The following is a 12,160-nucleotide window of genomic DNA, read 5'->3' on the forward strand; positions in this document are numbered from 1 at the left end:
ACTATGGGAAAAGGCTAAAATGCGCGACCCACGGCCAACCGCCGACCCAAATTCCATGCGCCCCACAAGGTTCGCTACGTGATCGAGTTCCAAAATGTGCATAAAACCTACCGCGTAGCCGGTAGGGAAATCCCCGCTCTCAACCCGACCAGCCTGACCATCGAAAACGGCCAGGTATTCGGCCTGATCGGCCATTCCGGTGCGGGCAAGAGCACCATGCTGCGCCTGATCAACCGCCTCGAGGAACCCTCGGGCGGCAAGATCATTGTCGACGGCGAAGATGTCACCGCCTTCAATGCCAGCCAGCTGCGCGGCTTCCGTCAGCAGGTCGGAATGATCTTCCAGCACTTCAACCTGCTGGCGTCCAAGACGGTGGCCGACAACGTGGCGCTACCGCTGACCTTGGCCGGCGAGCTGTCGCGCAGCGAAATCGACAAGCGTGTCACTGAACTGCTGGCCCGCGTTGGCCTGCAGGACCACGCCAAGAAGTACCCGGCACAGCTGTCGGGCGGCCAGAAGCAGCGCGTCGGTATCGCCCGCGCCTTGTCCACCAACCCGAAGATCCTGCTGTGCGACGAGGCCACCAGTGCCCTCGACCCGCAGACCACGGCCTCGGTGCTGCAACTGCTGGCCGAGATCAACCGCGAGCTGAAACTGACCATCGTGCTGATCACCCATGAAATGGACGTGATCCGCCGGGTCTGCGACCGCGTTGCGGTCATGGATGCCGGGCAGATCGTCGAGCAGGGTTCGGTGGCCGACGTGTTCCTGCACCCGCAGCACCCGACCACCAAGCGTTTCGTGCAGGAAGACGAGCAAGTCGACGAGGGCGAGCAGCGCGACGACTTCGCCCACGTGCCAGGCCGCATCGTGCGCCTGACGTTCCAGGGCGATGCGACTTACGCACCGCTGCTGGGCACCGTGGCCCGTGAGACCGGTGTCGACTACAGCATCCTCGCCGGGCGCATCGACCGCATCAAGGATGTCCCCTATGGGCAGCTGACCCTGGCCGTCACCGGCGGCGACATGGAAGCGGCATTCGACCGCTTCAAGGCAGCTGACGTACATATGGAGGTACTGCGTTGATGGACGCGCTCAATTTCTTCGCCAACGTCGACTGGGCCGAAATCTGGCTGGCCACCGTCGACACCATGATCATGCTGTTCGGTTCGTTGTTCTTCACCGTGCTGCTGGGCCTGCCGCTGGGCGTGCTGCTGTTCCTCTGCGGACCGCGGCAGATGTTTGAGCAGAAGGGCGTTTACGCGCTGCTGTCATTCGTCGTCAACGTATTGCGTTCGCTGCCCTTCATCATTTTGCTGATCGTGATGATTCCGGTCACCGTGATGATTACCGGCACCTCGCTGGGCGTCGCGGGCGCCATTCCGCCGTTGGTGGTAGGTTGCACGCCGTTCTTCGCACGTTTGGTCGAAACGGCCCTTCGCGAAGTGGACCGTGGCATCATCGAAGCCACCCAGTCGATGGGCGCCACCACCCGCCAGATCATCACCAACGCACTGCTGCCAGAGGCCCGGCCGGGCATCTTCGCGGCCATTACCGTCACCGCCATCACCCTGGTGTCCTACACCGCCATGGCGGGTGTGGTCGGTGCGGGCGGCCTCGGCGACCTGGCGATCCGCTTCGGTTACCAGCGTTTCCAGACCGACGTGATGATCGTCACCGTGGTGCTTCTGCTGATTCTGGTTCAAGTCCTGCAAAGCGTGGGCGACAAACTGGTCGTGCATTTTTCCCGTAAATAACCCCAATGGGGTCGGCCTGGCCGACCCGTTCGGGGGCCGTCGCGGCCCTCACAAGGAGTGATCAATGAAGAAGCTGCTTGCTGTTGCTGCCGCTGTCGCGGCCTTCTCGGCCCACGCCGATACCCTGACCGTCGCCGCCACCCCGGTGCCACATGCCGAAATCCTCAAGTTCGTGCAGCCGCAACTGGCGAAAGAAGGCGTGGAACTGAAGGTCAAGGAATTCACCGACTACATCCAGCCGAACGTACAGGTTGCCGAAAAGCGCCTGGACGCCAACTTCTTCCAGCACCAGCCGTACCTGGATGAATTCAACAAGTCCAAGGGCACTGCGCTGGTCAGCGTTACCGGCGTGCACCTGGAGCCGCTGGGCGCCTACTCGGCCAAGATCAAGAAGCTCGACGAGCTGTCCTCCGGCGCCACCGTGGTCATCCCGAACGACGCCACCAACGGCGGCCGTGCCCTGCTGTTGCTGGATAAAGCAGGCGTGATCAAGCTCAAGGACAACAAGAACATCCTGTCCACCGTGAAAGACATCACCGGTAACGACAAGGGCCTCAAGTTCCGTGAGCTGGAAGCAGCCACCATCCCGCGTGTGCTGACCCAGGTCGACCTGGCGCTGATCAACACCAACTATGCGCTGGAAGCCAAGCTGAACCCTGAGAAGGACGCACTGGTCATCGAAGGCAGCGATTCGCCTTACGTGAATATTCTGGTGGCCCGTCCAGACAACAAAGACTCGGACGACATGAAGAAACTGGCTGCTGCGCTGCACTCGCCAGAGGTGAAGAAATTCATCGAAGAGAAGTACAAAGGTGCAGTGATTCCGGCTTTCTAAGCTGAAACCTCTGCAGCCCTGATCGCCGGCAAGCCGGCTCTCACAAGTTTACCTGTGGGAGCCGGCTTGCCGGCGATGCTTTTGGGGCCTGCCTCAATCTCGCTTGACCAACCCCGGCAATTGCGCCACCAGCTTCTGGTTATTGAACGGCGCTCGAATGAACCCGCGCTGACGCCCATCCGGCCCGACGATGGCCAGGTTGCCACTGTGGTCCACGGTATACCCCGGCTTGCTGGTATCGGCCGGAATGAACGGAATGCTCAAGGCATTGGCCAGTTTCTGGGTATCCTCGATCGACCCCGCCACCCCCACGAAATCCTTGTCGAAATAGCCCAGGTACTGCTTGAGCTGGTTCGGCGTGTCGCGATTCGGGTCAACGCTCACCAGCACCACCTGCAACCGGTCCACAGCCTCCTTGGGCAGCTCGCTCTTCACCTGACGCAACTGGGCCAGGGTGGTGGGGCAGATGTCGGGGCAGTAGGTGTAGCCGAAGAACAGCAGTGACCACTTGCCCTTGAGGTCATCGAGCTTCACCGGCTGGCCATCCTGGTTGGTCATGGTCACATCCGCCACCGTGCGGCTCTGGGGCAGCAGGATGATGCCGGCATCGATCAGCTCGGTAGGGTTCGGCTGGTCGCGACCATTGAGCACTTTGTTGACGGTAAGGCCCAGGATCAACGCGACCAGGGCAACGAGGATGAATACGGTTTTCTGGATTCGGGTCATAGGTTCAGCAACAAGTAGTGGTCAACGAGCAACGCGATGAACAGCGCGAACAGGTAGCCAATAGAGTACTTGAACGTACCGATTGCCGCGTGCGGCCGGCTGCCACGGTACAACACCCACGCCCAATGGAGAAAGCGCAGGCCGAGCAACAGGGCGCAGGCCAGGTAAAGCGGGCCGCTCATGTGGATGGCATAGGGCAGCAGGGTCACCGCCAGCAGTACCAGGGTGTAGAGCAGGATATGCAGCTTGGTGTAACGCTCACCGTGGGTCACGGGCAGCATCGGGATATCGGCCTTGGCGTATTCCTCCTTGCGGTGGATGGCCAAGGCCCAGAAGTGCGGAGGCGTCCAGGCGAAGATGATCAGCACCAGCAGCAGCGGCTCGGCGCTGATATGGCCGCTTACCGCCACCCAGCCAAGCAGTGGCGGCGCCGCGCCGGCCAGGCCGCCGATGACGATGTTCTGTGGCGTGGCTCGCTTGAGAAAGCCGGTGTAGAGCACCGCATAACCCAATAATGAAGCCAGGGTCAGCCAGGCCGTGAGAGGGTTGGTGAATACCATCAGCAAGGCCATGCCCAGCGACGCCAGGACCAATGCGAACAGCAGCGCCGGCAGGGGAGCGACCCGGCCTTCGGCCAGCGGGCGTTTGTGAGTGCGCGCCATCAGCGCATCGATGCGCCTGTCCACCACGTGGTTGACCACCGCCGCGCCACCGGCGCACAGGGCGATACCCAGATTGCCGAACACCAATACGCTCCAGGCCACACCCGCACGGGTTGCGAGGAACATGCCCACCAGCGAGGTGATCAGCATCAACACGACCACCTTGGGCTTGGTCAGCTCCAGATAATCGCGCCAACCGGCTCGCTGATGGTGTGCACTCAGAAGCGTCGCCACGAATCGTTCCTCATGTGTTGGGAAAGCCCCACACCTGCCACAGGTGTAAGACGCCAGCCATGGCCGACGCGAACCTTGTCAGCCACCCGTATGCGGTAGTTCACCAGCACCATGCTCAGCAGCAGCAACGCACCACCTGCGTTATGCGCCACGGCAACGGCCAACGGCAGATGGAACAGCACATTGCTGATGCCCAACCCGACCTGCAGCGCCAAAGCCAGCAAAACCAACCGCGCCAACCCGCCCAGGCCGCAGCGGTGCAGTTTCCAACTGAGCATCAGCAAGACACAGGTCACGATCATCGCGCCCAACCGGTGGCTGATATGAATGGCCGTGCGTGCATCGCTGTCCAGCTGCCCGCCCAGGTAGTTGGGGCCGACATGTTGCGTCAGGTGGAAGCCGTTACTGAAATCCGCCGCTGGCCACCACTGCCCATGGCAGGTGGGCAGGTCGATACAGGCAACTGCGGCGTAGTTGGCGCTGACCCAACCTCCCAGGGCGATCTGCCCGATCACCACCAACAGCGCCAGAGCGGCTACCCTGCGCAGGCTTAGCGGCAGTTTGGGCAATGGCGCAAACGCCCGAGATAGACGCAGGGATAACAGGAATAGCAGGCTCAACGTGGTAAAGCCGCCCAGCAGGTGCGCGGTGACGACCTGAGGCCACAGCTTGAGGGTAACGGTCCACATCCCGAATGCCGCCTGGGCCAGCACCACCCCAAGCAGCAATACCGGCAAGCGATAGGGCTGGCCATCACGCGCATGCCGGCGCACGGCTTGCACTGCCAGGTAGGCGATCACCAGCGCCAGGGTACCGGCGAAGTAGCGGTGGACCATTTCGGCCCAGCCCTTGGCCTCTTCCACCGGGTGTTCGGGGAAGTGCTGCTCGGCATGGGCCAATTGTGCCTCGGTCTTGGGTACGCTGATGAAGCCATAGCAGCCCGGCCAGTCCGGGCAACCGAGGCCTGCGTGAGTGAGACGGGTATAGGCACCGAGCAGCACGACCAGCAGTGCCAGCAGGGTGGCGAACACAGCAAGGCGGAATCCAGGTCTGGCCATGGCAGGCTCCTAGCCGATGTTGGACAGCTTGAGCAGGTGACGCAGGTCGTCCAGCACATGCTTGCCATTGACCTTGGCGTCATAGCGCAGCACCAGGTTGCCGTGCGGGTCGACAATCCAGAGTTGCGGACCTGGTTCCCCGACCTTCTGCTGATAGCGTTGGCCGTCCAGTGGGTAACGTTGCAACTGTGGATACTCGCGTTCCAGCAGCACCTGATAATCCGCGCTCAATGCCTGGTCGACGGCCAAGGCATGGCTGGCGCGGCTGGCGTCGCGGCCAAGTCCGATCTGGATCTGCCGGGCGAGGTACACCAGTTGCTGACACTCGTCGGCGCAAGCCGCAGGCGCACTGACCAGCAGTTGCCAGCGATCATCCTGCGCGGTGATGCCAATGTCTGCGCGGCTTTCGCCATTGCCGATCATTACGCCGTGATAGCTGCGCCCCTCCGGTACCCAGAACTGCAACTTGTACATGAAGGTGGCGAGCAGCATCGGCCCGAGCACCACCAGCAGGATCAGAATCAGCTGCAAACGCCCACGGGCTCTGGGTTTGCGGCCTTCAGGCACTTCCAGTGGACTGGTGGCGGCGGCCATCGTCGTTCTCCTTCTTGTTGTGCCAGCCAAAGTAGAGGTAAAGCAGCACCAGGGCCGTGGCCAGGGCGAACCACTGCACGGCATAGCCCTGATGCTTTTCCGGGCCCATGGCGACTACCGGCCAATCCGCGCGGTAGCTGGCGGGGCCGGGTTGCAGGCGCAATTCATGGGTAAAACCTTCGCGATCCAGCTGTTGCCAGAGGTGGCCGGGGTCAATTGCTGTCAGCAGGTGTGGCCACTGACCGCCATCGGGGTCGGGGTGTAGCTGGAAGGTGCTGCCCGGCGCCACATACACCGAGGCTTCCAGCACCAGCGCTTGCGCGGGCGTTTCAAAGTGGACCGGCAGACGACGATCCGGCCAGGGCAGCCAGCCTCGGTTGACCAGAAGCCATGACCCACTGGCCTGGTCATGGAAGGGCTGCAGCAACTCGACCCCTGCCTGGCCATCGCGCATGCGGTTGTCCAGCAGCACGCTGTGTTCGCCATCGAAGCGCCCGAAGAGGTGCACGCGGCGGTACGCTGTGTCACCGGTCTGTTGCAACTGCGCCGCGCCCAGTGGGGCCTCCACCTGGCGCTCGGCGTAGGCGTCCAGCAGGGCGCGTTTTTCCTGGGCGCGGCCAAGTTGCCAGCAGCCGAGCGAGATCAGCACCGGCAGCAGCGCGAGCACCGCCAGCGTAGGTATCCAGCCTGGACGGAACGGCCTCACAACGGCCTCATACGGTCGAGCGCTATACTTATCCACATCACCGCATCCCCCCGGAGTATCGCCATGCTCAAGGCCGCGATTGTCCTGATGCTATTGGCCACGATTGCCAGCCTGTTCAGTGGCCTGGTGTTTCTGGTCAAGGACGATGAAAACTCGACCCGACTGCTCAAGGCCCTGACCGTTCGTGTCGCCCTGGCCGCCGTGACCGTTGGCCTGGTGGCTTGGGGCTTCATCAGTGGCCAGCTGGTTTCCCACGCCCCGTTCTGATCTGCGCCAGCTATACGGACCTCATCGCTGGCAAGCCAGCGATAGGGCCGGTTGACCTACAGCACATACACAAAGATGAATAGCCCCACCCACACCACATCGACAAAGTGCCAATACCAGCTGGCCGCCTCGAAACCGAAGTGTTTATCCGGGTTGAAGTGCCCACGCAGGATGCGTACGAGCATGACGATCAGAATGATCGTGCCAAGGGTCACGTGGGCACCGTGGAAGCCGGTGAGCATGAAGAAAGTCGCCCCGTAGATACCGGAACCCAGGGTCAGCCCCAGCTTGGTATATGCCTCGTGATACTCGTAGGCCTGCAGCGAGATGAAGCTGATACCCAGGATGATGGTCAGCGCCAGCCACAGCTTCAGTGCTCCCCGATGCTCACGGCGCAGGGCGTGGTGGGCGATGGTGACAGTCACACTGGAACTCACCAGCAGGATGGTGTTGATCAGTGGCAGGTGCCACGGGTCGATCACTTCCTTGGGCGGCGGGAACAACTTGGGGTCGGGTGTATGCAGCAATGGCCAGGCAAACTCGAAGCTCGGCCACAGCATGTGCGCCACACCTTTGGCGCCTTCGCCCCCCAGCCATGGCCCAGCCAATACGCGCACGTAGAACAGCGCGCCAAAGAAGGCGAGGAAGAACATCACCTCAGAAAAAATGAACCAGCTCATGCCCCAGCGGAACGAGCGGTCCATCTGTGGGCTGTAGAGCCCGGCGTGGCTTTCCTTGACCACCGCGCCAAACCAGCCGAACAGCATGTAGGCCAGAAACAACGCACCAACAAAGAAAATCAGCGGCCCATGGGACTCCGGGTGCCCAGCCTTGAGGTCATTGAACCAGGTGCCTAGCCCGAACATGGTGATGAACATCCCGATCGTCGCGATGATCGGCCATTTGCTCTGCGCCGGGACGTAGTAGTGCTCGTGACTTGCCATTGCTGTTCTCCTTCCCTTAACGGGCGCCCTGGACGTCCTGGGCCGCGACATGCGCGACCGGCGGGTGGCGAGCGGTGATGTCGAACAAGGTGTAGGCCAATGTCAGGTGCTTCACGCTTTCCGGCAGGTCGCGGTCGACGATGAAACGCACCGGCATCTCGATACGCTCGCCGGGTTGCAGCACCTGCTGGGTGAAGCAGAAACATTCGGTCTTGTGGAAGTATGCCGCCGCCTCGGCCGGGGTAATGCTGGGTATGGCCTGGGCACTCATGGGCCGGTCGGTCGGGTTGCGCGCGATGAAAATCATCTGGTTCACCGCCCCAGGATTGACGTCGATCTGGTCCGCCGTTGAGTAGAAGTCCCAGACCATGTCGCTGGCATTGGTCGACATGAACTGCACCCGCACACTGCGAGATGGGTCACTGACTTGGCTGCCTTCGTACTGCCCACCAGTCTTGCCATTGATACCAAAGGCCTTGCACATCACGTCGTAGATCGGCACCAGGGCGAAGCCGAAGGCGAACATCACCACCGTCAGCATCAGCAGGCGCAACACCAGGCGTTTGAGCGACAGGCCGTTCATGGGCACTTTCCTACTTCACTTCCGGTGGTGTCTGGAAGGTGTGGTAAGGCGCAGGCGAGGGGATCGACCACTCCAGCCCCTCGGCACCGTCCCATGGCTTGGCCGGCGCAGGTGCGCCACCACGAATGCACTTGATGACGATGAACAGGAAGAAGATCTGCGTCGCACCGAACATGAAGGCCCCGATCGACGACACCATGTTGAAGTCGGCGAACTGCAGGTTGTAGTCGGGAATCCGCCGTGGCATGCCGGCCAGGCCAACGAAGTGCATGGGGAAGAAGGCCAGGTTCATGCCGACGAACGACAACCAGAAATGCAGCTTGCCCAAGGTTTCGTCGTACATGTGCCCGGTCCACTTGGGCAGCCAGTAATAGGCAGAGGCAAAGATGCCGAAAATCGCCCCCGGCACCAGCACGTAGTGGAAGTGCGCCACCACGAAGTAGGTGTCGTGGTACTGGAAGTCGGCCGGGGCGATGGCCAGCATCAACCCGGAGAACCCGCCGATGGTGAACAGGATGACGAAGGCGATGGCGAACAGCATCGGCGTTTCGAAGCTCAGCGAGCCTTCCCACATGGTGCTGACCCAGTTGAACACCTTCACCCCGGTGGGCACGGCGATAAGCATGGTGGCGTACATGAAGAACAACTCGCCCACCACTGGGATACCGACCACGAACATGTGGTGGGCCCAGACGATGAATGACAGGAAGGCAATCGCACCGGTGGCGTACACCATCGACGTGTAGCCGAACAGCGGCTTGCGCGAGAACGCCGGAATGATCGAGCTGACCGCGCCGAACGCCGGCAGGATCATGATGTACACCTCGGGGTGGCCGAAGAACCAGAACACGTGCTGGAACAGCACCGGGTCACCGCCACCGGCTGCGCTGAAGAAGCTGGTGCCGAAGTGGATGTCCATCAGCATCATGGTCACCACACCGGCCAGTACCGGCATCACGGCAATCAGCAGGAATGCGGTGATCAACCAGGTCCAGACGAACAACGGCATTTTCATCAAGGTCATGCCGGGGGCGCGCAGGTTGAGGATGGTGGCGATCACGTTGATCGCCCCCATGATCGAGCTGATACCCATCATGTGGATGGCGAAGATGAAGAAGGTCACGCTGGCCGGCGCGTAGGTGGTCGACAGCGGGGCGTAGAAGGTCCAGCCGAAGTTCGGCCCGCCGCCAGGGGTGAACAAGGTCGAGACCAGCAGCAGGAACGCCGCCGGCAGCAGCCAGAAGCTGAAGTTGTTCATCCGCGGCAGGGCCATGTCCGGCGCCCCGACCATCAACGGGATCATCCAGTTGGCCAGGCCGACGAAGGCCGGCATCACAGCGCCGAACACCATGATCAGGCCATGCATGGTGGTCATCTGGTTGAAGAACGCCGGTTCCACGATCTGCAGCCCCGGCTGGAACAGCTCGGCGCGGATAACCATGGCAAACGAACCACCGAGCAGGAACATCATGAAGCTGAACCACAGGTACATCGTGCCGATGTCCTTATGGTTGGTGGTCAGCACCCAGCGCATCAGGCCCTTTGCCGGGCCGTGGGCATGCTCGTGGCCGTGGGCGTGGTCGTCGATCACTGCACTCATGTCCTGTCTCCTGCAATCCATTGATTGCCGCGAGTAACCCGGTTCATTGCGCTTCGGCCTGTTTCAGCGCCAGCACGTCCTTAGGCGTGACCATGTCGCCCTTGTTGTTGCCCCAGGCGTTGCGCTCGTAGGTGACCACTGCTGCGATGTCGACTTCCGACAGTTGCTTGCCGAAGGCGGCCATGGCCGTGCCGGGCTTGCCGTGGAAGACGATGCCCAGGTGGCCTTCCTTCGGCCCGGTGGCGATCTTCGAGCCTTTGAGCGCCGGGAACATCGGCGGCAGGCCTTGGCCTTCGGCCTGGTGACAGGCCACGCAGGTGGTGTGGTAGACCTTGTCGCCACGCTCGACCAGCTCCTCGAGCGTCCACTCCTTGCTCGTCAGCTCCTTGAGCTTGGCCGCTTCAGCCTTGCGCTCACCCAGCCAGGTGTCGTAGTCGGCCTTGGACTTGACCTCTACCACCACCGGCATGAAACCGTGGTCCTTGCCGCACAATTCGGTGCACTGACCACGGTAGATGCCGGGCTTCTCGATGCGGGTCCAGGCCTCGTTGACGAAACCGGGGATGGCATCGCGCTTGACGGCGAAGGCGGGCACCCACCAGGAATGGATGACATCGGCGGCAGTTACCAGGAAGCGCACTTTCGCGCCCACCGGCAGCACCAGCGGCTGGTCGACCTCAAGCAGGTAGTGCTCGTCCTTGGGCGCCTTGTTGTGAATCTGGTCGGCAGGGGTGGCCAGGTTGCTGAAGAACTCCACGTCCTGGCCCAGGTACTTGTAGTGCCACTTCCACTGGTAACCGGTGACCTGGATGTCGATGTCAGATTCACTGGCGTCGTAGATATCAATCAGGGTCTTGGTGGCCGGGATGGCCATGGCCACAAGAATGAGGAAGGGGACGATGGTCCAGAGGATTTCCACCCAGGTGTGCTCGTGGAAATGCGCCGGTTGCTGCCCGGTTGAGCGGCGATGGATGACCATCGACCAGAACATCGCACCGAACACGACGATGCCGATGATCACGCAGATCCAGAAGATGGTCATGTGCAGGTCGAACACGGCGTTGGAGACTTCCGTCGCCCCTGGCGCCATGTTCACGGTCCAGGCGGCGTGTGCCTGACCGAAAACTGACCACAACAGAAGGCCCATCCAGACATGTGGATGTCGCATCATTGCGGGTTCCCCTTCTAATTCTTGTTGTCCCGGAGGCGTGGCCTGCGGCAAGAGGGAACGGCGGTCAAGACTGCCTGGCTTCGACGACCGAGCCCCTGCGAAAGCAGTCGGGCCTCATCAACGAATCACGTTCAACGGGAGTATAGACAGCGACCAACGGTGCGCAATGAAGGCTGTGAAATGAACCTCACGAAATTGGATAATGCCTCGAAAGCCGCAGGCTAGAGCATTAGTGGCACAATAGTGGCATATTGATATAGCTTGCTCCGCACACGTTTGCGGCTTTTATAACAAACTTGTCTTAGGCATTCCGTATACCGAGCTACCTTAGTGTCTTCCGTTTGTAATGCCTTGTCCCTGGAGTTGTCATGAACATCGCTGCCGTGCGCGAGCAGATTAGCCAAGCCCACCAACATGAGAGCCGTACTGGCCAATTGAAACAGCGTCTCGAGGCGCAACTACCCCATCTGCACCCCTCGATCCAACTGCCTGAGCAGGACGCCCAGGGTACTTTGGCGCGCTTCGTCGGCGCTTACATCGACCAGGTTCCGGAATTGCTGGAGGCCGCACACGAGGTGGCCCGCGAGGCGGGTATCGAGTCGCAGGTCAAACCGGTGCTGAAGATCGCCGAGGCCTATTTCCTGCAGCCCCCCAGTGTGATGCAAGGCCATGTCGGCCTGGATTGCCTGCTGGACGAGGCTTATCTGGCGCACCGGCTGGTCGAAGAGGTCAACGACCTGTACATCCGCCACTTCCAGCAACCGCTGATTCCGCTCGACACCACCGTGGCCAACCTGATCGCTCACCAGCTGATTGGCGAAACTTTCGCCAACCAGCTGGATGAAGTGGTGCACCACTCGGTCGACGAAATGCTCAACGACGAGAGCTTCGCCGCGGAATCGGTGGAGGCTTACCGCGACACCCTGTGCAGCCCGGAAACCGGCGCCGCATGGAAACGCTGGCCATGCCTGTCACGCCAGCTTGGCGTGGAGCTGGGCCAGCCGGCCTGAAATCGACTGTGCC

At 61.5% G+C, this 12,160-nt stretch carries 14 protein-coding genes; 5 read left to right on the forward strand and 9 right to left on the reverse strand.

Features of this window, described 5'->3' with window-relative positions:
- Nucleotides 1-78 precede the first annotated feature (78 nt).
- The 3 genes from PspTeo4_RS20685 to PspTeo4_RS20695 all read left to right on the forward strand — a co-directional run bounded on the left by PspTeo4_RS20685 (nt 79) and on the right by PspTeo4_RS20695 (nt 2,592).
- Nucleotides 79-1,086 (forward strand): methionine ABC transporter ATP-binding protein, encoded by a 1,008-nt coding sequence (locus tag PspTeo4_RS20685; RefSeq protein WP_322365804.1) that lies wholly within the window; start codon nt 79-81, stop codon nt 1,084-1,086.
- A complete protein-coding gene (locus PspTeo4_RS20690; protein ID WP_023378014.1) occupies nt 1,086-1,757 on the forward strand; it encodes a methionine ABC transporter permease in 672 nt (223 codons plus the stop codon). Before PspTeo4_RS20685 ends, PspTeo4_RS20690 begins: the two co-directional genes overlap by 1 nt.
- Nucleotides 1,758-1,821: 64 nt before the next feature.
- On the forward strand, nt 1,822-2,592 hold the full coding sequence (locus PspTeo4_RS20695; protein ID WP_322365805.1) for a MetQ/NlpA family ABC transporter substrate-binding protein: 771 nt from the start codon (nt 1,822-1,824) through the stop codon (nt 2,590-2,592).
- A 93-nt stretch (nt 2,593-2,685) separates the two neighbouring features.
- Here PspTeo4_RS20695 and PspTeo4_RS20700 read toward each other — a convergent pair whose 3' ends face one another.
- Genes PspTeo4_RS20700 through PspTeo4_RS20720 form a run of 5 tightly spaced genes read right to left on the reverse strand, consistent with a single transcriptional unit; the run spans nt 2,686 to nt 6,572 of the window.
- Entirely contained in the window at nt 2,686-3,318 is a 633-nt protein-coding gene (locus PspTeo4_RS20700; RefSeq protein WP_322365806.1) for an SCO family protein, read from the reverse strand.
- Entirely contained in the window at nt 3,315-4,214 is a 900-nt protein-coding gene (gene cyoE, locus PspTeo4_RS20705; RefSeq protein WP_322365807.1) for a heme o synthase, read from the reverse strand. The genes PspTeo4_RS20700 and cyoE overlap by 4 nt, the downstream gene beginning before the upstream one ends.
- Nucleotides 4,199-5,272: a COX15/CtaA family protein gene (locus PspTeo4_RS20710; protein WP_322365808.1), complete on the reverse strand. Its 1,074-nt coding sequence runs from the start codon at nt 5,270-5,272 to the stop codon at nt 4,199-4,201. The genes cyoE and PspTeo4_RS20710 overlap by 16 nt, the downstream gene beginning before the upstream one ends.
- Nucleotides 5,273-5,281: 9 nt before the next feature.
- On the reverse strand, nt 5,282-5,866 hold the full coding sequence (locus PspTeo4_RS20715; protein WP_322365809.1) for a hypothetical protein: 585 nt from the start codon (nt 5,864-5,866) through the stop codon (nt 5,282-5,284).
- Complete coding sequence (locus PspTeo4_RS20720) at nt 5,832-6,572, reverse strand: SURF1 family protein (RefSeq protein ID WP_322365810.1); 741 nt, start codon at nt 6,570-6,572, stop codon at nt 5,832-5,834. The genes PspTeo4_RS20715 and PspTeo4_RS20720 overlap by 35 nt, the downstream gene beginning before the upstream one ends.
- Before the next feature lie 63 nt (nt 6,573-6,635).
- On the opposite strand from PspTeo4_RS20720, the gene PspTeo4_RS20725 reads away from it, so the two are divergent.
- Nucleotides 6,636-6,839 carry a twin transmembrane helix small protein gene (locus tag PspTeo4_RS20725; RefSeq protein ID WP_322365811.1) on the forward strand — a complete coding sequence of 68 codons (204 nt, stop codon included), beginning with the start codon at nt 6,636-6,638 and terminating at the stop codon, nt 6,837-6,839.
- A 56-nt stretch (nt 6,840-6,895) separates the two neighbouring features.
- Here the strand turns inward: PspTeo4_RS20725 and PspTeo4_RS20730 are convergent, their stop codons facing one another.
- From PspTeo4_RS20730 to coxB, 4 genes are read right to left on the reverse strand one after another with little or no spacing between them, the layout of a single operon-like run.
- Nucleotides 6,896-7,783, reverse strand: coding sequence for a cytochrome c oxidase subunit 3 (locus tag PspTeo4_RS20730; RefSeq protein WP_322365812.1), 888 nt, complete (start codon nt 7,781-7,783; stop codon nt 6,896-6,898).
- A gap of 16 nt (nt 7,784-7,799) precedes the next feature.
- Nucleotides 7,800-8,366: a cytochrome c oxidase assembly protein gene (locus PspTeo4_RS20735; RefSeq protein WP_322365813.1), complete on the reverse strand. Its 567-nt coding sequence runs from the start codon at nt 8,364-8,366 to the stop codon at nt 7,800-7,802.
- Nucleotides 8,367-8,376: 10 nt separating this feature from the next.
- Nucleotides 8,377-9,966 carry a cytochrome c oxidase subunit I gene (ctaD, locus tag PspTeo4_RS20740; RefSeq protein WP_322365814.1) on the reverse strand — a complete coding sequence of 530 codons (1,590 nt, stop codon included), beginning with the start codon at nt 9,964-9,966 and terminating at the stop codon, nt 8,377-8,379.
- 43 nt (nt 9,967-10,009) lie between these two features.
- Nucleotides 10,010-11,137 carry a cytochrome c oxidase subunit II gene (coxB, locus tag PspTeo4_RS20745; protein WP_322365815.1) on the reverse strand — a complete coding sequence of 376 codons (1,128 nt, stop codon included), beginning with the start codon at nt 11,135-11,137 and terminating at the stop codon, nt 10,010-10,012.
- A gap of 368 nt (nt 11,138-11,505) precedes the next feature.
- Here coxB and PspTeo4_RS20750 point away from each other — a divergent pair, with 368 nt between their 5' ends.
- Nucleotides 11,506-12,147 (forward strand): hypothetical protein, encoded by a 642-nt coding sequence (locus tag PspTeo4_RS20750; RefSeq protein WP_322365816.1) that lies wholly within the window; start codon nt 11,506-11,508, stop codon nt 12,145-12,147.
- Nucleotides 12,148-12,160: the final 13 nt, after the last annotated feature.

Origin of the sequence: Pseudomonas sp. Teo4 (assembly GCF_034387475.1) — a bacterium.
Taxonomy (GTDB): domain Bacteria; phylum Pseudomonadota; class Gammaproteobacteria; order Pseudomonadales; family Pseudomonadaceae; genus Aquipseudomonas.

Excerpts from the sequence above, each read along its gene's own strand:
- PspTeo4_RS20725 (WP_322365811.1), top strand. The coding sequence starts at position 6,636 with ATGCTCAAGGCCGCGATTGTCCTGATGCTATTGGCCACGATTGCCAGC.
- PspTeo4_RS20730 (WP_322365812.1), bottom strand. The coding sequence starts at position 7,783 with ATGGCAAGTCACGAGCACTACTACGTCCCGGCGCAGAGCAAATGGCCG.
- PspTeo4_RS20710 (WP_322365808.1), bottom strand. The coding sequence starts at position 5,272 with ATGGCCAGACCTGGATTCCGCCTTGCTGTGTTCGCCACCCTGCTGGCA.
- PspTeo4_RS20700 (WP_322365806.1), bottom strand. The coding sequence starts at position 3,318 with ATGACCCGAATCCAGAAAACCGTATTCATCCTCGTTGCCCTGGTCGCG.
- PspTeo4_RS20735 (WP_322365813.1), bottom strand. The coding sequence starts at position 8,366 with ATGAACGGCCTGTCGCTCAAACGCCTGGTGTTGCGCCTGCTGATGCTG.
- ctaD (WP_322365814.1), bottom strand. The coding sequence starts at position 9,966 with ATGAGTGCAGTGATCGACGACCACGCCCACGGCCACGAGCATGCCCAC.
- PspTeo4_RS20715 (WP_322365809.1), bottom strand. The coding sequence starts at position 5,866 with ATGGCCGCCGCCACCAGTCCACTGGAAGTGCCTGAAGGCCGCAAACCC.
- PspTeo4_RS20750 (WP_322365816.1), top strand. The coding sequence starts at position 11,506 with ATGAACATCGCTGCCGTGCGCGAGCAGATTAGCCAAGCCCACCAACAT.
- PspTeo4_RS20690 (WP_023378014.1), top strand. The coding sequence starts at position 1,086 with ATGGACGCGCTCAATTTCTTCGCCAACGTCGACTGGGCCGAAATCTGG.
- coxB (WP_322365815.1), bottom strand. The coding sequence starts at position 11,137 with ATGATGCGACATCCACATGTCTGGATGGGCCTTCTGTTGTGGTCAGTT.
- PspTeo4_RS20695 (WP_322365805.1), top strand. The coding sequence starts at position 1,822 with ATGAAGAAGCTGCTTGCTGTTGCTGCCGCTGTCGCGGCCTTCTCGGCC.